The sequence below is a fragment of the Enterococcus hulanensis genome (assembly GCF_005405485.1).
Taxonomy (GTDB): Bacteria; Bacillota; Bacilli; order Lactobacillales; family Enterococcaceae; genus Enterococcus_A; species Enterococcus_A hulanensis.
The window spans coordinates 1-23,135 of the sequence record NZ_BJED01000006.1 but is presented as its reverse complement, the minus strand read 5'-3'; the positions used below and the strand labels follow the sequence as shown (position 1 = coordinate 23,135).

General features: G+C 38.9%; 22 protein-coding genes. 8 read left to right on the top strand and 14 right to left on the bottom strand.

Translation table 11 applies throughout. The annotated features are described in order from the left end of the window. Positions 1–84 precede the first annotated feature (84 nt). Positions 85–1,086 carry a TPM domain-containing protein gene (locus tag FFR60_RS07775; RefSeq protein WP_137663700.1) on the bottom strand — a complete coding sequence of 334 codons (1,002 nt, stop codon included), beginning with the start codon at positions 1,084–1,086 and terminating at the stop codon, positions 85–87. A gap of 294 nt (positions 1,087–1,380) precedes the next feature. Between FFR60_RS07775 and ahpC the strand changes: the two genes are divergently transcribed. Continuing rightward, positions 1,381–1,944 (top strand): alkyl hydroperoxide reductase subunit C, encoded by a 564-nt coding sequence (gene ahpC / locus FFR60_RS07770; RefSeq protein WP_137663699.1) that lies wholly within the window; start codon positions 1,381–1,383, stop codon positions 1,942–1,944. A gap of 9 nt (positions 1,945–1,953) precedes the next feature. After that, on the top strand, positions 1,954–3,486 hold the full coding sequence (ahpF, locus tag FFR60_RS07765) for an alkyl hydroperoxide reductase subunit F (RefSeq protein ID WP_137663698.1): 1,533 nt from the start codon (positions 1,954–1,956) through the stop codon (positions 3,484–3,486). A 100-nt stretch (positions 3,487–3,586) separates the two neighbouring features. On the opposite strand, the gene spx is transcribed toward ahpF, so the two are convergent. Together spx and FFR60_RS07755 are read right to left on the bottom strand one after the other, a co-directional pair. Continuing rightward, positions 3,587–4,012: a transcriptional regulator Spx gene (gene spx, locus FFR60_RS07760; protein ID WP_088933436.1), complete on the bottom strand. Its 426-nt coding sequence runs from the start codon at positions 4,010–4,012 to the stop codon at positions 3,587–3,589. A 682-nt stretch (positions 4,013–4,694) separates the two neighbouring features. Then, on the bottom strand, positions 4,695–5,582 hold the full coding sequence (locus tag FFR60_RS07755; RefSeq protein WP_137663697.1) for a LysR family transcriptional regulator: 888 nt from the start codon (positions 5,580–5,582) through the stop codon (positions 4,695–4,697). 139 nt (positions 5,583–5,721) lie between these two features. On the opposite strand from FFR60_RS07755, the gene FFR60_RS07750 reads away from it, so the two are divergent. Together FFR60_RS07750 and FFR60_RS07745 are read left to right on the top strand one after the other, a co-directional pair. After that, positions 5,722–6,633 (top strand): DMT family transporter, encoded by a 912-nt coding sequence (locus tag FFR60_RS07750; protein ID WP_137663696.1) that lies wholly within the window; start codon positions 5,722–5,724, stop codon positions 6,631–6,633. 84 nt (positions 6,634–6,717) lie between these two features. Then, on the top strand, positions 6,718–7,374 hold the full coding sequence (locus FFR60_RS07745; protein WP_171004894.1) for an HAD-IA family hydrolase: 657 nt from the start codon (positions 6,718–6,720) through the stop codon (positions 7,372–7,374). A gap of 90 nt (positions 7,375–7,464) precedes the next feature. Here the strand turns inward: FFR60_RS07745 and FFR60_RS07740 are convergent, their stop codons facing one another. Further along, complete coding sequence (locus FFR60_RS07740) at positions 7,465–8,673, bottom strand: 3D domain-containing protein (RefSeq protein WP_137663694.1); 1,209 nt, start codon at positions 8,671–8,673, stop codon at positions 7,465–7,467. A gap of 194 nt (positions 8,674–8,867) precedes the next feature. Next, positions 8,868–9,647, bottom strand: a complete 780-nt coding sequence (locus tag FFR60_RS07735) for a putative ABC transporter permease (RefSeq protein WP_137663693.1) — start codon at positions 9,645–9,647, stop codon at positions 8,868–8,870. A 452-nt stretch (positions 9,648–10,099) separates the two neighbouring features. Between FFR60_RS07735 and FFR60_RS07730 the strand changes: the two genes are divergently transcribed. The 3 genes from FFR60_RS07730 to FFR60_RS07720 all read left to right on the top strand — a co-directional run bounded on the left by FFR60_RS07730 (position 10,100) and on the right by FFR60_RS07720 (position 15,296). After that, positions 10,100–11,596, top strand: a complete 1,497-nt coding sequence (locus FFR60_RS07730; protein WP_137663852.1) for an AcpB/EbpR/MafR family transcriptional regulator — start codon at positions 10,100–10,102, stop codon at positions 11,594–11,596. Positions 11,597–11,817: 221 nt separating this feature from the next. Next, complete coding sequence (locus FFR60_RS07725; RefSeq protein ID WP_137663692.1) at positions 11,818–13,542, top strand: ABC transporter ATP-binding protein; 1,725 nt, start codon at positions 11,818–11,820, stop codon at positions 13,540–13,542. After that, positions 13,539–15,296 carry an ABC transporter ATP-binding protein gene (locus FFR60_RS07720; protein ID WP_137663691.1) on the top strand — a complete coding sequence of 586 codons (1,758 nt, stop codon included), beginning with the start codon at positions 13,539–13,541 and terminating at the stop codon, positions 15,294–15,296. The genes FFR60_RS07725 and FFR60_RS07720 overlap by 4 nt, the downstream gene beginning before the upstream one ends. Positions 15,297–15,346: 50 nt before the next feature. Here FFR60_RS07720 and FFR60_RS07715 read toward each other — a convergent pair whose 3' ends face one another. From FFR60_RS07715 to FFR60_RS07685, 7 genes are all read right to left on the bottom strand, one after another. Then, on the bottom strand, positions 15,347–16,414 hold the full coding sequence (locus tag FFR60_RS07715; RefSeq protein ID WP_088933449.1) for a PTS fructose transporter subunit IIC: 1,068 nt from the start codon (positions 16,412–16,414) through the stop codon (positions 15,347–15,349). Between the two features lie 4 nt (positions 16,415–16,418). Next, the gene (locus FFR60_RS07710; protein ID WP_171004893.1) at positions 16,419–17,102 is read right to left on the bottom strand and encodes an HAD hydrolase family protein; all 684 of its coding nucleotides are present in this window, start codon (positions 17,100–17,102) and stop codon (positions 16,419–16,421) included. Between the two features lie 240 nt (positions 17,103–17,342). Next, entirely contained in the window at positions 17,343–17,561 is a 219-nt protein-coding gene (locus FFR60_RS07705) for a hypothetical protein (protein ID WP_137663689.1), read from the bottom strand. A gap of 73 nt (positions 17,562–17,634) precedes the next feature. After that, positions 17,635–18,087 (bottom strand): GTP pyrophosphokinase, encoded by a 453-nt coding sequence (locus FFR60_RS07700; protein WP_137663688.1) that lies wholly within the window; start codon positions 18,085–18,087, stop codon positions 17,635–17,637. Positions 18,088–18,391: 304 nt separating this feature from the next. Beyond that, positions 18,392–19,252 (bottom strand): LysM peptidoglycan-binding domain-containing protein, encoded by an 861-nt coding sequence (locus tag FFR60_RS07695; RefSeq protein WP_137663687.1) that lies wholly within the window; start codon positions 19,250–19,252, stop codon positions 18,392–18,394. 28 nt (positions 19,253–19,280) lie between these two features. Next, the gene (locus tag FFR60_RS07690) at positions 19,281–19,853 is read right to left on the bottom strand and encodes a hypothetical protein (protein ID WP_137663686.1); all 573 of its coding nucleotides are present in this window, start codon (positions 19,851–19,853) and stop codon (positions 19,281–19,283) included. Next, the gene (locus FFR60_RS07685; protein WP_137663685.1) at positions 19,853–20,059 is read right to left on the bottom strand and encodes an XRE family transcriptional regulator; all 207 of its coding nucleotides are present in this window, start codon (positions 20,057–20,059) and stop codon (positions 19,853–19,855) included. Before FFR60_RS07685 ends, FFR60_RS07690 begins: the two co-directional genes overlap by 1 nt. A gap of 306 nt (positions 20,060–20,365) precedes the next feature. On the opposite strand from FFR60_RS07685, the gene FFR60_RS07680 reads away from it, so the two are divergent. After that, a complete protein-coding gene (locus FFR60_RS07680) occupies positions 20,366–20,722 on the top strand; it encodes a helix-turn-helix domain-containing protein (RefSeq protein WP_137663684.1) in 357 nt (118 codons plus the stop codon). Between the two features lie 1,819 nt (positions 20,723–22,541). Here the strand turns inward: FFR60_RS07680 and FFR60_RS07675 are convergent. Together FFR60_RS07675 and FFR60_RS07670 are read right to left on the bottom strand one after the other, a co-directional pair. Then, positions 22,542–22,730, bottom strand: a complete 189-nt coding sequence (locus tag FFR60_RS07675) for a hypothetical protein (RefSeq protein WP_137663683.1) — start codon at positions 22,728–22,730, stop codon at positions 22,542–22,544. A 102-nt stretch (positions 22,731–22,832) separates the two neighbouring features. Further along, positions 22,833–23,135 (bottom strand): winged helix-turn-helix domain-containing protein (locus FFR60_RS07670; protein WP_137663682.1); only part of this gene is annotated, 303 nt, incomplete at its 5' end.

Below are 23,135 nucleotides of genomic sequence, written 5' to 3'. Positions count from 1 at the left end.
ATTATGAAGTCCGCCCATAAATTAACTAACATATTTTAAAAATTTAGACACAAAAAAACTGCTGAGAAAAATTTCTCAACAGTTTTACCAATCTGAACTTGCTCCGCCGCCACCAGAACTGCCTCCGCCCCACGAGTCTCCTCCGCCTGAACTATTCGAACTGCTGCTAGTGCTGTTTTTAGACCAGGTATCTCGATGGTGGTAATACACAGAATATTTTTGCATTTCTTTTCGCTTGTTCATTAGCATTCCCCAAAGCGTTAATGTGCCAAAAGCATAGGTAAAGTCATAATAGAGCGGCCGCTTCCTTTTCAGTTTTCCGTAACGCTTTTGGATGGCCTCTTTTGCTTCGTCAACCGGCGCTTCTTTACAGCGGATTATTCTTCTAGTCGAATAGTTTTGATATTTAGGATCAGCGTCCTTTAATCTATTCTTTAACTCCACAGCAAATGCCTTTTTTGATTTTCTATAGATCAACAGCTTTTCCAACGGTGTAGAAATGACTCCATAGAGAAAAAACAATCCGAAAAGCACTGGACCTATCCACTCTTTAATAATATCCCAAATTGATTCTTCGACAACTATCCCTGGCGAGAACTCTTCCACTGTTTTGTTGCCCTGTAAGACCTCATTTATGTTGGCTGCAACGAGTGACACACCTGTGTCATAGTTCTCTTCCCGAAAATAATCCTTAGCTTCTTCAGTCATAAGATTCATCGCTAAAGCATCGGGGATGGTTTCTTCTAATCCATAGCCTACTTCAATCCGCTGCTTGCGATCATTTACCGCAATCAAGTACAATACACCAGAATCATGATCCGCACTACCTATTCCCAACTGATTGAACTTTTCATTGGCATAGGCTTCGATCGATTGTCCATCTGGTAATTCAGTTAAAGTGACGACTGCTAACTGAGGACGCAATTCCAAATCTTTATAGTCTTGATTGTATTGATAGATTTCTTCTTTCGTTTCAGAAGAAAGGATATTTGCGTGATCCTCCACATAAATGTTCTCGGCCTGTACTGGAACAACCCAAAGTATTCCCAACAGTATCAACGAAAGAAAATAAAGTACCCGCTTCATCTTCTCACCCACCTTTTTTCTCAATTATGACAACTCTCAAGTCCTATTGCAATCGCTTTTTTAGCATTTAGTTCAACCTCATACACGATGAACTGCTCATTAAAACCCATTTTTTCTAAAAATTTTTGTTTTTTTGGATGAATAATTTCGATATTTTACGAAAAAACCATTTACAATGTAATCTCTTTCTGTTTATAATAATTTTAAATAAGAGGATAACAATATCAGATTTTTTCTGATTTCCTTTTATCAATTAAGAGAAATTTTCTCAATATTAATCAGGAGGGTACATTCATGTCATTAATTGGAAAACAAGTTGAAGAGTTTCAAGCACAAGCCTATCGTCAAGGAAAATTTATCGAGGTTTCTGAAGAAGCGTTAAAAGGCAAATGGTCGGTTGTTTGTTTCTATCCAGCAGATTTTACATTCGTTTGTCCAACCGAATTAGAGGATTTACAAGACCAATATGAAAAATTACAAGAGTTAGGCGTAGAAGTTTATTCTTGTTCGACTGACACCCACTTCACTCATAAAGCTTGGCACGACACGTCAGATGCTATCGGCAAAATCAACTACACGATGATCGGCGATCCATCTCATCATATCTCTCGTATCTTTGATGTGTTAGATGAAGAAGCTGGTTTGGCACAACGCGGAACGTTCATTATCGATCCAGATGGAATCGTACAAGCCATGGAAATCAATGCAGATGGAATCGGCCGTGATGCCAGCAGCTTGATCGATAAAATCCGCGCAGCGCAATATGTACGCACCCATCCAGGTGAAGTATGTCCTGCAAAATGGAAAGAAGACGGTGAAACACTAAAACCTAGCTTTGACTTAGTCGGCAAGATTTAAGGAGCGCTTATGTTAGATAATGAAACGAAAGAACAGCTAACGCAATATTTAGCTTTATTGGAATCAGAGATTGTTTTTTCTGCCAGCTTGGACGAATCCGACAACTCGAAAAAAGTAGAGGATTTCCTGACCGAAGTCGCAGAAATGGACAGCAAGATTTCTATTGAAGCTAAAAGCTTAAAACGTACACCAAGTTTTGAAATCAATCAGGCAGGTGCCGATGCCAGAGGAATCATCTTTGCTGGTTTGCCGATGGGCCACGAATTTACTTCGTTTATCCTAGCGTTACTGCAAGTTGGCGGACGCGCTCCGAAAATCGAAGACAACATGGTTCAACAGATTAAATCAATTGAACGTACGTTGAATTTTGAAACGTATGTCAGTTTGACCTGTCATAATTGTCCTGATGTCGTTCAAGCCTTGAACATCATGTCTGTATTGAATCCTAAGATTTCTCACACCATGATCGAAGGCGGCATGTATCAACATGAGGTCGATGAAAAAGAAATTATGGCGGTACCGACTGTCTTCTTAAATGAGGAAGAGTTCGACAGCGGTCGTATGACCATCGAGCAAATCATCGAAAAAGTCAGCGGTCCAATGAGTGCTGATGAGTTCGCCGATAAGGAAACCTTTGATGTCCTAGTGATTGGCGGCGGTCCTGCCGGTGCCAGTTCAGCGATCTACGCTGCTCGTAAAGGAATTAAAACGGGAATGGTCGTAGAAACCTTTGGTGGACAAGTCTTAGAAACTTTAGGAATCGAAAATGTGATTGGAACGCCTTACGTGGAAGGTCCGCAATTAATGCGTCAAGTGGAAGAACATGTGAAGCAGTATGACGTGGATATCATGAAAGGCCAACGTGCCAAATCGATCCAGAAAAATGACTTGATCGAAGTTGAATTGGAAAACGGTGCGCAATTAACAGCCAAAACAGCGATCCTTTCAACCGGTGCTCGCTGGCGTGCCATCAATGTTCCTGGTGAAAGAGAATTCAAGAATAAAGGGATTGCTTATTGTCCACATTGCGACGGACCTTTATTCAAAGACAAAGAAGTGGTTGTCATTGGCGGCGGAAACTCTGGTATCGAAGCCGCGATTGATTTAGCTGGTTTAGCCAAACATATTTATGTATTGGAATTCTTACCAGAATTAAAAGCCGATCAAGTCTTGCAAGAAAAACTTTATTCACTCTCTAATGTCACAGTAATTACCAATGCTGCGACGAAGGAAATTACCGGTTCTTCACACGTAGAGGCTTTAACTTACACGGATCGTCTAACGAATGAGGAACATACTCTAAACGTCGAAGGGGTCTTCATTTTGATCGGTTTAATGCCGAATACCGAATGGCTATCTGATACGGTCGCTTTGAGTGAGCGCGGTGAGATTCTAGTAGACAAGCACGGTGCAACAAATGTAGAAGGAATTTTTGCTGCAGGTGACTGTACGGACAGCGCCTATAAGCAAATCATTATTTCCATGGGTTCTGGCGCAACTGCTGCCCTTGGTGCTTTTGATCATTTGATTCGACAAACATAAAAAATAATCCCTCCTCAGTTTTCCTTATATAATAGAAGGAAACCGAAGAGGGATTTTTATATTTATGCTTTTGTATAAATTAGCGGTACAACCGCCTCTTTTATACAAGGCTTTCTCTCTGTAAATCTAAATAAAGTAAAACGCTGGACATTTTCTTTGATTTCACTCTGCGAACTTCTCGTGGAATAAATTGATGAATCTCATCTTCGTTATAACCAACTTGGAATTTAGTTTCATCAAAAACGATTGGACGTCTTAATAAGCTAGGGTATTCCTCAATCACATCAACTAATTCACTCAATGACAATTCATCGAAATCGATCGCCAATTTTTCATAGACTTTTGAACGTGTCGAAATAATTTCATCGGTCCCTGTTTCAGTCTTTGAAAGAATTTCTTTGATTTCATTTTTTGTTAAAGGATTCGACATAATGTTTCTTTCCTCAAAATCCAACCCATTTTCTTTTAACCAAGCCTTCGCCTTTCGACATGAAGTACAACTCGCTGACGTATACAATTTAATCATTTTTACATACACCTTTCCGCATTTCATTTTTAAGTAACAGTTGTTATCTACACATATTACGATACAACAATTTAGGAAGCTTGTTAAATAATTCATTAGGGAAAATGTTTAAAAACGACACTAAATCACTTTTATACATCTCTTTTTATAACACAAAATAATAATTACTATAAAAAAGAAGTCTATGCCAATTTGAATATAACACTGTCATATCAACTCTCTGCCAGTCCAAACAGCTTTAATCGTATAACAGGTATAACGTTTTACTTGAATACATTATCAATTATTTCCTTAGAAGAAACAAAACTGGTTGTGAATAAAGTGTCATTAAAATGATGTTTTCTATGAAATTTCAGTTCACTATCCTTACTTAAAGAATAAGCTGGTTAGTTATGACAGATCCTTTCTTCTTCGGAGGTATTTTATTCAACATCAATCTAAGAAAGGCTTCGCGAACTCGCTCAGCTTTTGAGCAATAAGACCAAAATATTTCTAAATTGCTTCTCAAATTTCGAAATATTTTTGCTTATTGCCGATAAAGCTAGTTCGTGAAGCCAGACATGGATATACCCGCTACAAAGCGATTTATTCATGCGAAAATTTTATACTTCCTTTAATGTCAAAAAAAGAACAGCCACAATGGAATGAATTGTCCGTTGTGGCTGTTCCTATCTCTCTGCTATTATTTTTTTGTTTCACGTATCAGTTTCAAAAACAGTTCCATCTGTGGGCTGAGCCATTTATTTTTGTGCACTTCACAGACTGCTGGAATTATTTGGTCGTTATCCGGATCAAGCGCTATTTTTTTCAGCTTCCCTTGTTCCAGCTCTTTTTTTACTGCAACTTCAGGAAGATAAGCGATTCCTATTTGATTGATCACATTCTGCTTGATCGCTTCAATACTCCAGAGTTCCATAGTCGTTGAAATCAGGATGTGCTTTTTCTTCAAGTAATCATCAATAATATTTTGAAAAATACTATCCGCGTAATAATTAATTAAATCGACCTGCTTAACCTGATTGGCTGATACGAAATCACTTTCTGCTTCAGGTAATTCAGGGTACGCAACTAAACAGGCCTGATGGTAATCAATCACTTCTGCCCGAATCGAATTATTTTCCCCGCACACATCATAATGAATTCCAATATCAATACCGCCGCTCAACACTTCTTCTCGCACTTTATCGCAATTACCCACCTGAATATATAATTTTACATTAGGGGCTTGCTGCTTGAAGTCGGCCAGCACTTCCTGCATACGATAGATCAACAACGTTTCTGGCATCGCGATGGTCAAGCTTCCCTGCAATTGCTCCAAACTTTTCCCATAATTATGGATCGTATCGCAGGATTGCAGCACCGTATCTACAAGCGGAAGAATATTTTCGCCCGCTTTTGTCAAAACCATTCGGCGCCCAAGTTTTTCAAAAAGTTTGATCGACAATTCCTGTTCCAGCTGTCTTACCTGAAAGGTTATCGTTGATGGCGTGTAGCCCAGAGTCTCTGCGGCATTTTGAAAACTGCCTGTTCTGACGATTGTTTTCAGTGTCAGTAAATTTTTTGTATCCATCGTTTCCCCTCCATAGTTCAGTATATTCGAATCAACACTTTCAAAACTTCAAATTTTCAAAACTATTCTTTTTTGTTATTGTACCTAGTAACGAGACTAGTTGCAATACAACTTAGAGAAAGGGTGGTGAAATAAAACTATGAACCGTTATTCCACCGTTATCAGAGGTACGATCCTTAGCTTATCAGGCGGCATTGCTTGGGGGCTTTCCGCTGCATTTGCTCAATATCTATTTATCCATTGTCAGACCGATGCGACTTGGCTCACTTCTATCAGAATGATCGCCTCGGGAGTCCTTTTACTGATTGGACTGTTGATTCGTTATCGGGCAAATTATCTCCTGCAAATTTTTAAACAGAAAAAGGATGTCGTTCAACTATTGACCTTTGCAATCGTTGGTCTGATGCTTTGCCAATATACTTATTTTTTGACAGTCTTGTATACGAATGCCGGAACTGCGACGACCTTGCAGTACACCTGTCCAATCTTGATTATGATCTACAGCAGTATTAAACAAAGAAAATTCCCCGGATTGATAAATATCGGCACTATTTTATTGGTCGTCTTTGGTATTTTCCTATTGGTTAATCATGGAAACATTGGCGAGATGGCGATTTCTTCAAAAGGTTTAGTATTTGGATTGTTGTCAGCCATAACCGTCGCGATCTACACAATCATTCCCGAAAGCCTCATTAAAAAATATGGCAGTCTCTTGGTCACGGGATATGGGATGCTTTTTGGCGGTTTAGCTCTTGGCGGCATCGGACAGATTTGGAAGATACCAACAAGTTTTAATGGAAAAGAATTTTTCATTTTGCTAGTCATCATTTTTATCGGAACGCTCTTTGCCTTTACTGCTTTCTTACAGGGAGTGGCCGATATTGGTCCAGTGAAATCCATCTTGCTTGCCAGTGTTGAACCGATTTCTGCGACAGTGATCTCTATCTTTTGGCTCAACACACCGATTGTCGGAATTGACTTGATCGGATGCGGCTGTGTTTTAACAGCGGTCTTTATTTACATCCTGCACGACAACTATTCAACAAATTGAAAGTTTAGCTTTAATTATTTCAACTTTTTAAATCTATCAAACTATTCTACTATGAAGATACAACCACTCAAGGAGGAAGAAAAAATGAAAAAACTAATTACCTTTGATTGTTATGGAACATTGATTGATACCCGCCCGGTTGATCAGGAAGTCGCTAAAATCGGTAACGAGCATCACCTCGACGGGGACAAAGTCAGTGCGATATACACACTAAATGACGCTCGACTCAAGTATGCAGAACCTTATATTTCATTAGACGAACTTATCCGAACCGCATTGGAACGCTGCGATATTATGCTGGGAACGGACTTCATGAAGAATGAATACGAGCGGATGCTTCACGTTTACAAATCATTGCAGCCTTTTCCTGAAGTCATTGACGTGTTAAAAGAATTGAGACAAAGAGATTACCAGCTTGTAATTATGTCAAACTCTTGTATGTCGATTATGGAACACAACTTAAAAGCACTTGATAATCAAATCGACGAGGTGATTTTAGCTGAAGATGTCCATGCCTACAAACCGCAGCTCACCTTTTTTAAACAAGCGGAAGAACAGCTCAATGTTAAAAACCGTGAACATTGTCATGTTGCCCAAGGTTATTTCGAAGACATTATTCCTTGTACTTTGCTTGATTGGAAAAAGGTTTGGGTCAATCGTGAAAACGAAAAAGGCATCGCTGCACAGCAACCATATAAAGAAGTACAAACATTGGATCAAATTTTACCGCTGTTTAATTAAACCAATCCTATTATTCTACTAACCAAAAAATAGAGCATGCAAAAAAAGAACCGTTTGGAATCTTTCGATTTCAAACGGTTCTTAAATTTCTTAACTAATAACGGTCACTGTTACTGAACGACGTCCCCATTGGATACATTGTTCAACCGTTGGGAAATGGCAATCAATGATGTTGCCCTTGATCGCGCCGCCCGTATCTCCGGCGATCGCAATGCCGTAACCTGATACCTCTACCATTGAGCCTAACGGGATAACACTTGGATCAACTGCGACAACTTGCGGGTTCTGACGTAAATCAATCCCCATCGCTGTGAAATAAGTATTCACCGATTCAGCACATGAGTAGCCAGTAGATTCCATTTGGATCGTACGACCAGATGTTGTCGGTGTACTTGGCTCAGCTGGTTTTGCTGGTTCCTGCTTTGGCTGTTCACTCGTTTGTGTAGTTGATTGTTGTTGTGAACTTGAAGCCGATGGAGCAGGTTTTGATGCTTGCGCAGAAGCCTGTGATGACTCTTGTGAAGCGGCTTCGGCTTTTGCCTTTTCTGCTGCTTGAGCTGCTGCAGCTTGAGCAGCTTTTTCTGCCTCTGCTGCTTTAGCGGCCTCTTTAGCTTCTTTTTCTGCTTGAGCCTTTTGAGCTTTCTCAGCAGCTTGGCGTGCTTTTTCGACTTCTTTATCTTGACTGATTTTTTCTAAGCTTGTTTTATTATCAGCCAGCTCTTGTTTTAAGTTGGCCATTTTATCATCCAGCTTAGTCGTCTCAGTTTCTAAACTTTGACTATCTTTTTTCAGTTGGGCTTGTGTTTTTTCTTGAGTTGCTTTTAATTCAGTTAATTTTTCTTTGGCTTCGCCTAGACTGGCAACTTTTGTTTTCTCAGCATTTTGGATGACTGACATCGCAAACGCGCGATTCAAAAATTCACCTAAATCTTTTGATTCTAATAATGCATTGATCGAACGATCGGTCATGCCGCCGACTTGTGCAGCTTTCATCCGTTCAGCGATTGCTTCTTTACGCTGTTCGATCTTTTGTTCTGTTTCAGTAATCTCTGTCTTGGTCTTTTCCAACGTCGCTTCATTTTCGCTGATCTTTGTCCGAATGTCATTGACCTCTTGATACTTTTCATTGACATCGTTCAATGCAATCTGCAACTCTCCGCTGATTTTGTTGCTTTGTTGAGCGATCGCGGATTCTTTTTTATCTAACTCATTCAGTGACTCTGCCTGTGCAAAGACTGGTGTAAGTACGTTAGCACCCAACATTAGTGTGGCAACGAACCCAAACATTTGCTTTCTCACTTAAAAGTCCACCTTTCTAATTACCCTTCGTTATTATACGAAAAAAAGGGGGGCTTTTTGTTTCAAGCAGATTACATTTCATTACAAAACAAAGCATGTTTTAGTAACATTTGTTTTAATTTCTCTCCATTACCTAAAAAAGATAGTCCCATCAAGCATTGAAAGGACTATCTTTTTGTCATATTTTTGTAATATTATTTTTTTCGCAACTCTTTTGACAGTTGTCGGATCTCCGCTAGCGGACTCTTGATCTCTTTTGATTTCATATTTGGGAAGCTGTTCAAGAAGCGGCGCTCTTGGAAATTCAGCTTCGGTAATTGCTTACGCCACTCCGGCTGCTCTTTGATTTCGGTCAGCCAGCTTTGACGCCGTTCTTCTGCCGCAACCTTTAATTCGCCAAGATCGGTTTGAACTTGCTGTTTCTTCTCTTGGATGGTGGCACTCATCTTGTTCATCGCTTGACGTAATGAAGCCAAGTTTGCCAAGGTGAAGCCTAGGTCAAAACTAGTTATCATCAATAAAATCATTGGTAAAAATATCCCAAAACGCTGCTGCCAGCCGATGATTAAATTCATTAGATAAGGATTTAAAACCCGAACGATAAAAACACAGGCAAGTCCCCAAAAAATCGATACCGGCACAGCGACACGTCCATTGATGTTCAAAGGTACCTCTTTATAATCCCACAATGTCAGATGAAAAATCTTTTCTAATAAAAAACTCGTGAGATACTCTAATGCCGTCACCAGAATCAATGCTAGGAAAAACAGCAGCACGATATTTTGCTGATACGGTTCTATTAAATAAAGTACCCCGACAACGCCAAAACCATAAATCGGTGTAATCGGTCCTAATAGAAAACCGCGATAAACAAAATGCTTGGCCTTGATCGAACAATAAATCGTCTCCCAGAGCCAGCCGATAAACGAATAACAAAAGAATAATAGCACTACGATCGTAAAAATTTTCTCCATATTCTCCCTCCCCTAATTAAGAATAAGATTCGTGTTTAATTATTCCATGGATGGCAAAAAAATACCAGCTTCAAGGATAAAAGTTCGATAAGTCAACCTATCTTAATTTCTGAGCTGGTTTTGCTAGTCCAATTTTTGAGTGCTCTGGCAAAAGAAATGGTTCCAATACAGCCTAATATAATAGTAGAAAAAATCTTTCTTCCTATACCTTCTTGTATACCTGATACAAATAAATAGCGCTTATCGCTAATAAAGACTTGTTTTTATAACTTTTTGGCTTTATGATTTTTATATAGAAAACGTTTTATTTGTATGATTCTTGTTACATAATTCTTGTCCTTCGTAAAAAGATAATGCATATTCGTCAAATAAAAAATATAGATATTTCCTTTTCGTTAATAGGTTTCGTGTTTCATACGTTAGACAAGCATTCTTTTAGGGGGGGAATGATGATGGATTTTCGTACAGTTTTAGGAACGACCAACATACGCCGCTTGTTATTATTGGAACAATTGTATTATCAGCATGATGGGTTATCCAGTGATCAACTATTAAGCATACTGGATTGTTCCTTGCCAATTTTGCTAAATGATATTGACTTGATCAATTCATATAAGTCCGAGCTTCAAATTGTTAAAACAAAAGGTCTTTATTACATCTCCTTAGACAAGTCAATAAGTTTGGGGAACTTATATGCGAACTTTTTAAATATGTGCCCCGAATTTCAAATTATCGAAGAGCTTTTGTATGAAGAATGCGAAAACATTACTGCCTTATCAAAAAAATTGTATTTGAGCTCCTCCAACACCCAGCGCTATTTAAAAAAGGTCGAGCAAACCTTTGCTGAAGCAGGAATAGAACTTAGTTATCGTCCGCTACGATTGGAAGGCAACGAAGGAGAAATTCGTAATTTTTATTACCGCTTTTATAGTGAAAGACAAAGCGCCTTCGAAAGTACGCTTCCGAAATTACCATCTGCTCATTATCATATTCTTGAACGGTATGTGCAGGAATTTGTCGAAGTGAATCAAATCTATCAAAAATATATCTTTCAAAAACGGTTGATTTATAACATGTATATCAGCTTTTGGCGGATAAAAAGCGGGCATACTTTTCCAGCGGAAGAATTGAGAACGGAAACGTTCATTCTTCCGAAGGGTCTCTCTTATAAGTTGTTAAGGCAAGCTGTTAGAGACGGCGTTGATCTGGAATTAACTCCGGAGATGGTGCGTGACACTCTGTGGCTAACTTTTTCTGATGCTATCGTATTTAGTCCTGCTCATCGCGAATTAGCTCTGACTGATAATCCTAAGTATCAGCGATTATTTACCCAGCACTACGCATTAGTAGAAGAGTTCAATCAGCTGTTGGGAAATCGTCTAACTAATGTAGACCAGATAAACTTGGCAACCGTGTTGAATAATGATTTTTACTTGAGCAATCCACATGGAAAGTACCTCGGTATCTTATGGCGTAATCGATCGGTATTCTTGCAAGAAGTCTCCAAAGTTTATAGTCGCGGAGTACAAAAAGTAAAAGATATCGTGGAACATTTCGTAAAAAGGCACCACATGTATCAAGAAGATGATTTCGTTCAAAATTATGTCTATTTATTGATCACAACCGAAGTAAATAGTTTAGAATGGCTAGCCAATCAAGATCCACGACTAAAAGTATTACTATTGTCTGATTTGACCCCAACGGAAGAAAGCTTTCTGGCAAAACAGATTTCCGAAAAAATTTATGGCAACTTCGAAATTGTTCATTTCGAGCAATTGTCAGGGGGAACGCCGAATCTTTGGAAAGAGTTGGAAGAATATGATTGCTTGATCACAACAGGTTCTTCTCAAGGGTTGCCAGATGACTATCCGGTCGTAGTTATTGATCCTTTTCTGACTAGTCAAAGTACACGATGGATTCAAGAGATGATCAGTAATCTTTCGAAATAAAACGAGCAAGCCGTAACTGAATAACTACAAAAGAGTAATGGAAATTTTTCGTTGCTCTTTTTGTTTTGTTGCTAGATAAATCCTGCTGATTCAAAAATCGGTTTAATTTGACGTAAAGTGCCTCTTTTGAGCTGATATGTTTCGGACTTTTTTGACAAATAAGTTACAATAGAAGCAATCCTATTTTGATGATTAGTACTTTATATATTGGAGGAAGTTACATGTTTCAGCTTTTACGTTACGCCAAAGATTATCGCAAGCAGATCATCCTTGGTCCTTTTTTCAAATTTCTCGAAGCCGTTTTCGAATTGGTCCTGCCCTTATTTATGGCGCGGCTAGTCGATGAAGGGATCGCCCACCACGATCAGGGCAAGGTAATTGAGATGGCCGTGGCGATGTTGGGTTTATCCATCGTCGGTTTGATCTGTGCCTTGATCTGTCAATATTACGCGTCGATCGCCTCACAAGGATTCGGGACTGTCCTGCGCAATCGTTTGATGGAAAAAATCAACAGCTTTTCTCATAACGAGTTGAATCGCTTCGGTACAGATACCCTGATCACACGCATGACCAATGACATCAATCAAATGCAGGGAGCTTTGGCGATGTTGATCCGCTTAGTCGTTCGCGCACCCTTTTTAAGCATTGGTTCAGTCATTATGGCCTTTTATATCGATTGGCAGATGGGGCTGGTCTTTTTGATCTTATTACCGCTTTTCTGTCTGATCCTCTTTTTGATCATTCATTATTCCGTGCCATTGTATAAAAAAATCCAGCAAAAACTGGATCAGCTGAATCAATTGGTTACTCAGAATTTGAGTGGTGTCCGGGTCATTCGTGCATTTGCTCGGACAAAGACAGAAACCAATCACTTTAATGAAGAAACTGAAGAAATCTCTCGTTTGAATCAACGAGTTGCCAACATCTCTGCCTTGCTTTCGCCTAGTACGACGTTGATTATGAATGCTGGTGTCGTGGCCTTGCTTTATTTTGGCGGGTTCAAAGTTAACATCGGACATTTAGAGCAAGGGCAAGTCTTAGCCTTAATCAATTATATGAACCAAATGCTCTTAGCTTTGATCGTCGTTTCAAATCTAGTCGTCCTCTTCACTCGTGCCGCGGCTTCTGCCAATCGGATCAATGAAGTCTTTGCGACAGACACGACCTTAGCCGATGATGGTGCGATTCAGCAAGCTGACAAACAAGCACTGCTGATTGATTTTAATAAAGTAGATTTTCGTTATACAGAAAAATCTGGCTTAGCTTTACAGGATGTTTCTTTTACTTTGAAAGAAAATAAGATCCTCGGCATTACCGGAGCTACCGGTAGTGGAAAGTCTACACTGATCAGTTTGATTCCGCGTTTTTATGATGCGTCTAATGGAAGTGTCAGCTTCGCCGGCAGCAATGTCAAAGACTGGTCATTAGAGCGGTTGCGGTCTGAGATCGCCATTGTGCCGCAAACAGCCGTTTTATTCAGCGGAACGATTCGCGAAAATTTACAATGGGGTAAATCGGATGCAACGGATAAGGAATGCTGGGAAGCTCTTGCAACGGCGCAAGCCAGTGAGTTTGTCGAAACCTTGCCAAAAGGATTGGATACACCGATCTTAGAAAATGGGAAAAACTTCTCCGGCGGGCAGCGTCAGCGTTTGACGATCGCGCGTGCATTAATTCGTAAACCCAAGCTGCTGATTCTAGATGATTCATTGTCCGCTTTGGATTATCAAACCGATTTGGATTTACGTCATGCATTGAAGCGGGATCTCGATTGCGGTGTCATCATTATTTCCCAACGCTTGCGCTCGATCCAAGATGCCGAAACGATCCTCTTGATGGACAATGGAAAAATAGTCGCACAAGGTAAACATGACTCGCTGCTGCAACAATCCAAGCTTTATCAAGAACTGGTCGAATCTCAAGCGGAAGGTGGGGCAGTCCAATGATCAAAAAGAAAAATATCTTCCGTTCATTAAAATCGTTCATCCCTTACCTTGCTGCCTATCCGAAAGAATTGATCGCCGCGATTATTTTAGGCATCGCCAGTGGGATCACTTCGGTCTTAATGACTTATTATATTGGTGTCGCTGTCGATCAGATGGTCAATCAAGGGGCTGTTGACTTCACCCGCCTCTTCCGGATTTTACAATTGTTCGTCGGAATCTTTTTAGTAACCGTAGTTAGCCAGTATTTTATTCAACGCTTAGGAAATACTGTTGCTTTTGATTCGGTTGCCAAATTACGAGAAGAAACCTTTACGCATCTGAACAAATTGCCATTAAGCTATTACGATCAAAGCTCAAAGGGCGATATCGTCAGTCGGTTTACCAATGATATGGATAATGTTTCTACCGCCATATCCGCGGTCTTTAACCAAGTCTTTTCTGGAATGACTGTTGTTTTAGTCGCGCTAGTCTTCATGCTATATCTTAGTCCGATGCTGACCTTAGTTGTTTTGGTCGCCACTCCGATCATTTTTTTGATTACTTATATCGTGGCCCGTACCTCGCAGCAATACTTTACCAGTCAGCAGCAGCTTGTTGGTTCGATCTCTGGTTTTATTACCGAAATGGTCGGCAATCAGAAAATCGTTAAAGCATTCCAACGAGAAAAGCAAAACCAAACAAATTTTGAAGCATTGAACCAAGAACTCTATGTACGAGGACAAAAAGCTCAATTTGCTTCTTCCTTGACCAACCCTTCTTCTCGTTTTGTTGACCATTTAGCTTACCTGATGGTTGGTCTTGTAGGTGGTTTATTAGCCTTAAAAGCTGGGAGCAATGTAACGATTGGGATCATTTCTAGCTTTACGATTTATTCTAGTCAATTCACGAAGCCTTTCATTGAGCTTTCGGGGATCACTATTCAGATACAAACAGCGATCGCAGGACTTGATCGCTCCTTTGAATTATTGAAGGAGCCAGTTGAACAAGCCGATGATCCAGACGCGCTCACATTGACTGAAGCCAAAGGAAAAGTCGTTTTTGATCACGTTGATTTTTCTTATCAAAAGGATCAACGATTGATTGAAGACTTTAATTTGATCGTCGAGCCTGGTGAAACGATCGCCATCGTCGGAAAAACCGGCGCTGGTAAATCAACACTAGTGAATCTCTTGATGAGGTTTTATGAAGTGGACCGAGGGACGATCACGATCGATGGTACGGATATTCGTCATCTGACTCGCGATAGTCTGCGCCAGCAATTCGGAATGGTTTTACAGGAGACGTGGTTGATGGATAGCAGCTTGCGAGCCAATCTGCGTTATGGACGAAAATCAGCCACCGATGAGGAAATCTATGCGGCATTGAAGGATGCCTATATGTATGATTTTGTGATGCGCTTGCCGGATAAGCTGGATACGATCGTAGGTGAAGCAGGGATTAAGCTTTCTGACGGTCAAAGGCAGTTATTGACGATTGCCCGAACGATGATTAGCCGCCCATCGATGCTGATCCTTGATGAAGCCACCAGCTCCGTGGATACCTTGACCGAGCAAAAAATCCAAAGCGCCTTTCTTGCGATGATGAAAGATCATACCAGCTTTGTGATTGCTCATCGTTTATCAACGATTCAAAATGCGGATCAAATATTAGTATTGGATCATGGAAATATTATTGAGATCGGCAGCCATCAAGAATTATTGCAAAAAGATGGATTTTATAAGAAGTTATATCAAGCACAGTTTTCGAAAAGTTAGAAAATTAATGAAGGGCTATCTATCACTATGACAGATAGCCCTTCATTTTATTATGCTTCTTCAGTAATTTTCTCAATAGCTTCAGTCGGTACATCGCGTTTAAGCAGCAATGCAAGTCCTGCGGCTACCACTGTTCCAATCACTACCGCCAGAACATAGCCTAATGGATTTTGGACTGCGCCGGGAATCGGTAAAATAAAGATTCCCCCATGAACAACGGTTGTTCCTGTATTGAAATAGGCAATCACCGCGCCAGCAACTGCTGAACCGATCGCACAAGCTGGGATCACTCGCTTCGGATCACGGATCGCAAAAGGAATCACCCCTTCACTGATCAGTGATAAGCCTAAAATCCAAGCTGCCTTGCCCGCTTCTTGCTCTTCTTGAGTAAATTTTTTCTTTTGGATCGTAGAAGCCAACGCCATACCTAGTGGTGGAATCATTCCGCCAACAATTACCGCTGCCATCACGACTTGTGGCACGCCGGGATTCGCAACGACGGCTGCTACACCGAAAAAGTAAGCCACACGTAAAATCGGACCAGCCAAATCGACTGCCATCATTGCCCCTAAAATCGCACAAAGCAAAATCAGATTGCCGCCCTGCATACTTTCTAAAACACTCGTCAAAGAGTTCATTATAAAAGCAACTGGGATACCTATGACATAATAACTGACCAGACCCACCACTGCTGTACTTATTACCGGCAGCAGTAAAATATTATAGACCGTTTCTAATGATTTCGGGATCGCGACTTTCTCCATGTATTTCACCAGATAGCCGGCAAAAAATCCGCTGATAACTGCCCCTAAAAAGGTCGAGCCATTGACCGATGCGATACTTCCGCCGACCATCCCCGCCAGCAAAGCATTACTGCCGCCCACCGATTGCGCGATGAATCCGCCGACAATCAGAAACATCAGCCCCATTGCGTGCTTGTTCCCGATTTGATAAATCACCTGTCCAAAGGTTCCCAACCCTTCCTCAGGATAAGACATGGCACCTGCGCCTGAGACTGCAAATCCCAGAGCCATCAAAATACCGCCAGCAACAACAAAAGGAATCATTTTGTTCAGTCCATCTAATAAGTGATCAAAAAAAGATTGCTTTTCTTCCATCTTTTTACCCCCGTTTATTTAGAATAAATGCTTCGATTGCCTGTCCAACTCCATCTTCATCATTTGACGGGAAAACTACCCCGATCTCTTCTTTTAATTTGTCATTTCCATTTGCCAACACAACACCGGTACCAACATAGTTCAACATTTCACGATCGTTGTTACTATCCCCTATCGCTAACATTTCTTCTGGCGAAATAGCTAATAATTTACTCAGCCTTTCTAAAGCGACCCGCTTGTCCATACCTGCCAAGACAATCTCATGATAGTTCGGCAGACTATTGACGAAATTCAGTTGGGACATTGTTTCGATTTTCTTTGCTATCTTGTTCTTCCGTGCCTCGTCCTTTTCAATCACTAAAAATTTGTAGCTATTCATCTTTTTCAGCTTCGTGAGACTCGCTTGTTGAATTTGTGCGCCGAACATCTCTAAATAGTGACCAGACATTCCCGCACTTTCCAATCGTGGAAAAGAATATTCTGTACAAAAGACCCCTTGATCCGTGTAAAGCTGATAAACATACTCTTCGCCTAGAAAATCAATGATCTGCTCCGCAAGCGCTGAAGGCATCGGTCGGTCATAAAGAATTTCCTGGGTCCGCAAATCTGTGATCTTGGACCCGTTCATCTCAATCAAATAATCCTCTACACCTGCCAACTCTATCGCAAACTGCGCCTCTGGAAACACACGCCCGTCAACGAAACCTTCTCTTCTCGAATTGAAAAGTATGCCATTTACCTTCCGTAAGGGCAGGTTTATTTAACTATTCGCTCAATCAGTTTTCTACTAGTTGCTTAAAAATACTGTGAGAGGCTATTTACTAGAAAACTTAATTAATTAACTTCCACAGTTTAGTTGACAAACCTGAAGTCCCCCCTTGCCTAGGGTTAGTGGTTACATACACAGTTAGTATTACACTCTCATGAGTTAAATTTCATTGATTGATAGTATCTTCCCCTTTTCAGTTATTACTGAAAATTCGATTCCCTTTGAATCGTTACTATATGCTCTGGACTCAACACTGATAAAACTTTCGCCCATTTCAGCAATTTCTGTGTATCTAAATTGACTTTTTTGATAACCGCTCTCTTCTCCGATGCTATATTGATGTTCATTGATCGCATCAACTATAAGGTCTAATTCCATGCTATCTCCCCTACCGTTCTTCTATTTTTTGTATCATTTAACTTTCATTACTGACGATTTAATTGTTTATTATCTAGTGTGCTGCTTGTTTTGCTAACAAAATTGCAATAGCTTTCTGATACTTTTTTTGCCGAGATAAATCTGCCTTATTAGGCGTACCAATTCTACTCAAGTCACTATTATGTTTCAAATCATTCAATTTCACCTTTGTTGCGATTGAATTTTCACTAACTCTTTGTATATACTTTCGCCAACTTTCATCCTTTCTACAAGTGATTGCATCTATCGCATTCAAAATATCATTCGGAAATCCATAGTCAGCAAGGTCTACAAAACTTATCTCACTATCTTCAACAACGTCATGCAAATAGCCGATAATTTTTTCTTTGATTGTCTCTCCAGCTTCTCCCACTATTTTCACATGCTCGAAATAATCGATGCCCGATTTATCAACTTGCTTTTTATGTACAGCTTTAGCTATTTGTTTTTCAAAAGCTAGCTCTTTTTCGTAATCGCTTGACTTCATTTTATTGGCGCTCCTTATTTGTCATAAGTAATCACTTTAATAATCTTCATAAATCCAGGAATTACAATGGAAGAAAATCCAGATAGATTTGTATTTTTTAAAGTCCTGATATAAATAAAAATTTTCATCTCTTAGTATATTTAGGGGCCCTAAACATGCCAATGGATAAAACGAATGCTCAATTTATCTATTGTTTGAACAGTGCCTATATTTAATCAATGAAGAGCACCTACACGTTTTTACGAATAAGTGCTCAAATATATTTTTTACTTTTAATTTCTCAATTCTGATATAAAACTGAAATTTATACTTCCCAAGACATGACTCCATAACTACCAGTAATCCCCTGCATTAACACTTGATCCGAGTATCCGTCAATAAATGCCGTAGCCTCTGCATCTGTGTTAAATAGCTTAGTGCCACGAACAATAGCGAATGATTGATCACAGTCAGGATCTGGGGTATACCACACTGTATATTTAATCTGAGGTTCCACTGGTTGCTCTGGTTCAGTCGGATTAGTTGGTTGCTCCGGAGTTGTTGGATTTTCAGGAGTCGTTGGCGTTTCCGGTTGAGTTGGAGCTGGTTGAACCGGTTGCTCTGGAGTTACAGGCGTTTGAGTTGCTCCACCTTCTGCTCCACTTGCTTTGCCATTGTCAGCTGTTCCAGTAGCATTAGTATCAGATGCTGCTGCACCATTTGAATTTGCTTGATCTACTGGTTCACCAGCTGGTTGATTTGAAACAATTTTATCTGACTCTTGAATCTTTTGTTGATCTTTGACTAGACCATTTTGGTCTTGAACTGTAACTACATCGCCTTCAAAAATCATTTTGTTTCCTGCATAAATCAAATTATAATCACCGATACCATTTAATGATGCAAGTTTCTCCATGGTAAGGTTTGTTGCCTGCGAAATTCCACTTAAAGTATCTCCCCAGACAATGGTATACTCACTCTTACCTTCCACATCTTTCTTGATTTGTTCAATTGAACGCGGCTCCCATTTACCATCGGCCTCAGATGCTTGTATTCCTTGAACTCCAGTCAAAAGTAACCCACCAATAATTACCGTGCTGAACAATCCGATTTGCGTAACTTTCGCCTTACCACTCATTCCATTTGCTATTTTGCTATTATCCTTAAAATGTCTTCCTTTTTTCATAATATCCTCCTGTAAAATCGTAGTTGATCTAATCGTTGATTTTGTAATCTGTGGTCACTACTTGAAATTTTGGTTTCTTATATCCCGTTTTTAACTCTTTCTGTAATCGCTCACTTCTCTTCCTATAATGTTTGAGTCCCATTTGATAGTGAGCAGTTTTATTTTCTTGTATTTGGATATCTTGGTTCATTTGAAGAATCTGGCGTTCCAGCTCATAAATTTTTTGTTTGAGTAATCGTTTTTCCACATTTTCTAAACTACCAACGTCTTCTTGACACCCTTGGCATAACGTATGTAGCTCATTGTCAATCAAAGTTTGTGTAACAGAATAGTTTCCACATTTTTCGCATGTCATTTCGCTAGCAAGTTCAGCTTCATACAAGATATTCTGAGCTTTTGAAGATATTTCTTCCATCTCTATATTGGTAGTGATTATTAACGCTCCATCAGTCTTACTTACTCCTTCAATCGAATACCCTAAATCACGTAATTCTATTTCGGCCTTCACCAGAATGGCATACCAGCCACACCCAATTCGATGGCCAAATCGAATCAGAGCTAAGAATTTCAAGTTGTTATAATTAACTGTATTACCTTCCATTAGTCCTCCTCCTCGTCATATTTCCCTGCTTGCAATTCAGCCAAAAGAACTTCCATAGGTTTTATTTGCGGTTTTCCAGGCTTAGTTCCATCTAAGATCTCTTTTGCGTATACTGCAGAAATCCCTAATTTTCTAGCCAACCATCGTCGACTTTTGTTTTTTAAGAATAGCTGCACTTTGATGTCTTCGATTAGTTGTTTTGACATTACAAAATCCTTTCCTAATAGATTTGTAAGCTAATTAAATTAGCTAATTTCCGTTGACAATTTTTACTCAGTAGAGTACCATTTGAGCATGGTTAAATAAGCTTTGGACAGTCCTGTTAAATTTAGTATTCTTAGTTTGGCGACCTTGAATAGTCTTTTTTTATCAGGTATTTTTTCATGGCTTGTTAGCTTATTAAATTAGCTTACGAGATGATGATAACCTAACTGAGTAATTTTATCAACCTTTTTTTACTCGAAAAAGTAAAATCGGTTTTTCATCATACTCGTTCATAGGAGAATGATGATATGACAATGTTTGATAAGGTTAAAGACTTGTCAAAAAAAAGAGGAAAAAGTTTAAAAGAAGTAGCCAGTGAACTTAGCTTGGGAGAAAACTATTTTTATACATTAAAAAAACAAAGTCCAAAAGCTGAAACCTTAAATGAAATTGCAGAATATTTCCATGTCTCAACCGACTATCTATTAGGGCGCACCGACAATCCAGCGATAAATGATTCAGAAATTCCGAAAGAATTTGATATTACGGATGAATCAGTAATTATCAATTATGAAGGGAAAGCTCTATCTGAATCAGAAAAGCAGGTGATTCTTGCTGCTGCTCGCGCTCTAGTTGAGCAACGAGAAAAGAATGTTGAAGAATAGCAAAGGGTACCATAGGTAAATCAAAATTTGCAGTATATAAAATTTTGCATTTGAACTATTTATTCTTCCAATCAACTCAATTCTCTTCATTGGCAAAAGAGTTTTATTGAATATTCCACCAGAAATCTACTAATTGATCCTCTATATCGATCTCTTATAATTCTTTCAATTGAAGAGTTATTGGCTGTGAATTTTATTCACATCTAAATTTATTGCATGTGCTATTTTTTCTAAAGTCTTTATTTAAAGGCTTTTTTTGTTAGCCATTTTAAGTAAAGATATTTAATACTAAAAAACTTTATTATTGTGAGAAATAGATACGCTTATTTCCTTGCAGATGGTGAGTATAAATGTTGTTCTGAAAAAAAATAAGAAGTAAGTATACCAATTATGCATTCTAAAAGCAGATTGAAAAAATCTAGTGTAAAACTAGATAAATCTACTACAAAACTAGATAATCCTACTAGCGAGAAAAGCAATCTACTATGAAACTAGATAAATCTACTGCGAAACTAGATATTTTTTTTCATATACTTAATAACTCATGCTTAATAATATGTAGTTTATTGGTAAGTTGATACTTAGGTTTATTGAAACTATGGGGTATGATATGCTAAACGACTTTTCATATGTATACCGATTTAATAGTAAGATAATTGCTTATTTTAAAAAAAGAATTGAAATACAGGTATACCAATTCCCATATCAAGAAACAGATTGAAAAAATCTACTGTAAAACCAGATAAACTTACTAGCGAAAAAAAACAATCTACTTTGAAACTAGATAAATCTACTGCGAAACTAGATATTTTTTTAGTATACTTAATAACTCAAGCTTAATAATGTATAGTTTATTAGCAAGTTGATACTTAGGTTTATAGAAACTATGGTATATCAGAAAACAAACTTTTTTACTTCTATATACCAATTGAGCAAAGAAACGTTTGATATATCACTTTTAGATTTAAGCCGGGTTTCTTCCACGCTAAGTGGCAGCATTATAAACCGATTGCTAAACTATCTCTTGCTGCTTATGCAACATCAACGGAAATAGTACTAAGTTCGTTAATCTCTAATATTCGATGTATTTGAGCAAGTAGTCAGTGTAGTAATCGGAAATTTCCTTAGTCAATGTAACAAAAGTACATTACAGCAAGCATTATGTTGCGTTCAAAACGCACGAATAAAAAAGTAGTCAGAAGAAAAAATGAGATTTCCATAGAGCCGCAAGGGATAGAGCTATTTTGGAGAATGTCACACAATCAGATTGTGTGACATTCATATTTCTAAGATTTTCGACTTGTTCCCAACTTTTTTCTTCATTGCCGGATACTAAGAAAATCCTGACTTTCAAGTTTTGAACAACTCTATTGTGCTAGATCGAACCAATCATTACTCCAAGATAATCTTAGGCAAGATAGAGTGTACCCTATTGTGCTCTTTTGTAGGAGTGTATAGCTATTCGTGATAAATGAAGAGAGCGAGATCATGGTGCATAGCCAATTTGAATAAATTTTGTGTGTGATAATACTACTATAGTAACGTGTTTAAGTTGGCGCACTTGTCATCACATGTCCGGGTCCTTCTATAATAGATCCTCGTCTTACAAAATATTTCAGACCCTATTTTCTGCTTTTTGGTCATAAAGATTGTATCGTTACGCTATCTCCAGGCATAAAAAAACTACTCAATAGGTTTGAGCAGTTTTTTTACTATTCTGGCGAAGTCGCACAAATGGACATGATCATTTCTTTCTTACTCGTTAAGAGAAAAGAACAAAATTCTGTTAGGTCTATTTTTTTTAATTCGTGAAGAAGACTTAAAACAGCTGTTTCCTATCTGTAGCTCCTAGGGCTAATAAAACAAATAGTCCAGTTGCTAAAAGATAAAATGTTGTGCGAAAAAAAGCATGCCAGATTTTCACTTTTTTTGAGCTAGTCGCAGAAGAAGAGGGAAGGAGACCCTCAATCAAACCAGCAAAAATTAATTCAGCTAGTATCTCAAACATAGCAACAACAGTCTCCTTTATTTTACTTTCGAGACATCTGTAGAAGTTGAACGAAGAAATTTGTCGCGTCTTTAGGATCAAGACCTTGATGGAACACTACATTTAATGCTCTTCCATGTACAACTGTTCATAGGCTTGTTCCGACAGGCGATACCCTTGCCCCCAAGAGGTTTCAATGATCTCTCCATTTAGACCGACTTCTTCTAGCTTTCGCTTCAATTTACTGACTAAGGTCGAGAGTTGAGACATCGTCGAGTGCGTTTTTGGTTTTCTCCACATTTCTCTACAGAGGTCTTCTCGAGAAGTAACAACGGTCTGGTGTTGATATAAAATCGTCAACAATCTTTCTTCAGATGCGCTCAATGGAAGACTTGATATCGTTAGGTTCTTTTTCGGGTGAACAGG

Bases quoted from the DNA above. Each gene is read 5' to 3' on its own strand.
- FFR60_RS07775 (WP_137663700.1), bottom strand. From the start codon at position 1,086: ATGAAGCGGGTACTTTATTTTCTTTCGTTGATACTGTTGGGAATACTT.
- ahpC (WP_137663699.1), top strand. From the start codon at position 1,381: ATGTCATTAATTGGAAAACAAGTTGAAGAGTTTCAAGCACAAGCCTAT.
- ahpF (WP_137663698.1), top strand. From the start codon at position 1,954: ATGTTAGATAATGAAACGAAAGAACAGCTAACGCAATATTTAGCTTTA.
- spx (WP_088933436.1), bottom strand. From the start codon at position 4,012: ATGATTAAATTGTATACGTCAGCGAGTTGTACTTCATGTCGAAAGGCG.
- FFR60_RS07755 (WP_137663697.1), bottom strand. From the start codon at position 5,582: ATGGATACAAAAAATTTACTGACACTGAAAACAATCGTCAGAACAGGC.
- FFR60_RS07750 (WP_137663696.1), top strand. From the start codon at position 5,722: ATGAACCGTTATTCCACCGTTATCAGAGGTACGATCCTTAGCTTATCA.
- FFR60_RS07745 (WP_171004894.1), top strand. From the start codon at position 6,718: ATGAAAAAACTAATTACCTTTGATTGTTATGGAACATTGATTGATACC.
- FFR60_RS07735 (WP_137663693.1), bottom strand. From the start codon at position 9,647: ATGGAGAAAATTTTTACGATCGTAGTGCTATTATTCTTTTGTTATTCG.
- FFR60_RS07730 (WP_137663852.1), top strand. From the start codon at position 10,100: ATGGATTTTCGTACAGTTTTAGGAACGACCAACATACGCCGCTTGTTA.
- FFR60_RS07725 (WP_137663692.1), top strand. From the start codon at position 11,818: ATGTTTCAGCTTTTACGTTACGCCAAAGATTATCGCAAGCAGATCATC.
- FFR60_RS07720 (WP_137663691.1), top strand. From the start codon at position 13,539: ATGATCAAAAAGAAAAATATCTTCCGTTCATTAAAATCGTTCATCCCT.
- FFR60_RS07715 (WP_088933449.1), bottom strand. From the start codon at position 16,414: ATGGAAGAAAAGCAATCTTTTTTTGATCACTTATTAGATGGACTGAAC.
- FFR60_RS07705 (WP_137663689.1), bottom strand. From the start codon at position 17,561: ATGGAATTAGACCTTATAGTTGATGCGATCAATGAACATCAATATAGC.
- FFR60_RS07700 (WP_137663688.1), bottom strand. From the start codon at position 18,087: ATGAAGTCAAGCGATTACGAAAAAGAGCTAGCTTTTGAAAAACAAATA.
- FFR60_RS07695 (WP_137663687.1), bottom strand. From the start codon at position 19,252: ATGAAAAAAGGAAGACATTTTAAGGATAATAGCAAAATAGCAAATGGA.
- FFR60_RS07690 (WP_137663686.1), bottom strand. From the start codon at position 19,853: ATGGAAGGTAATACAGTTAATTATAACAACTTGAAATTCTTAGCTCTG.
- FFR60_RS07685 (WP_137663685.1), bottom strand. From the start codon at position 20,059: ATGTCAAAACAACTAATCGAAGACATCAAAGTGCAGCTATTCTTAAAA.
- FFR60_RS07680 (WP_137663684.1), top strand. From the start codon at position 20,366: ATGACAATGTTTGATAAGGTTAAAGACTTGTCAAAAAAAAGAGGAAAA.
- FFR60_RS07675 (WP_137663683.1), bottom strand. From the start codon at position 22,730: ATGTTTGAGATACTAGCTGAATTAATTTTTGCTGGTTTGATTGAGGGT.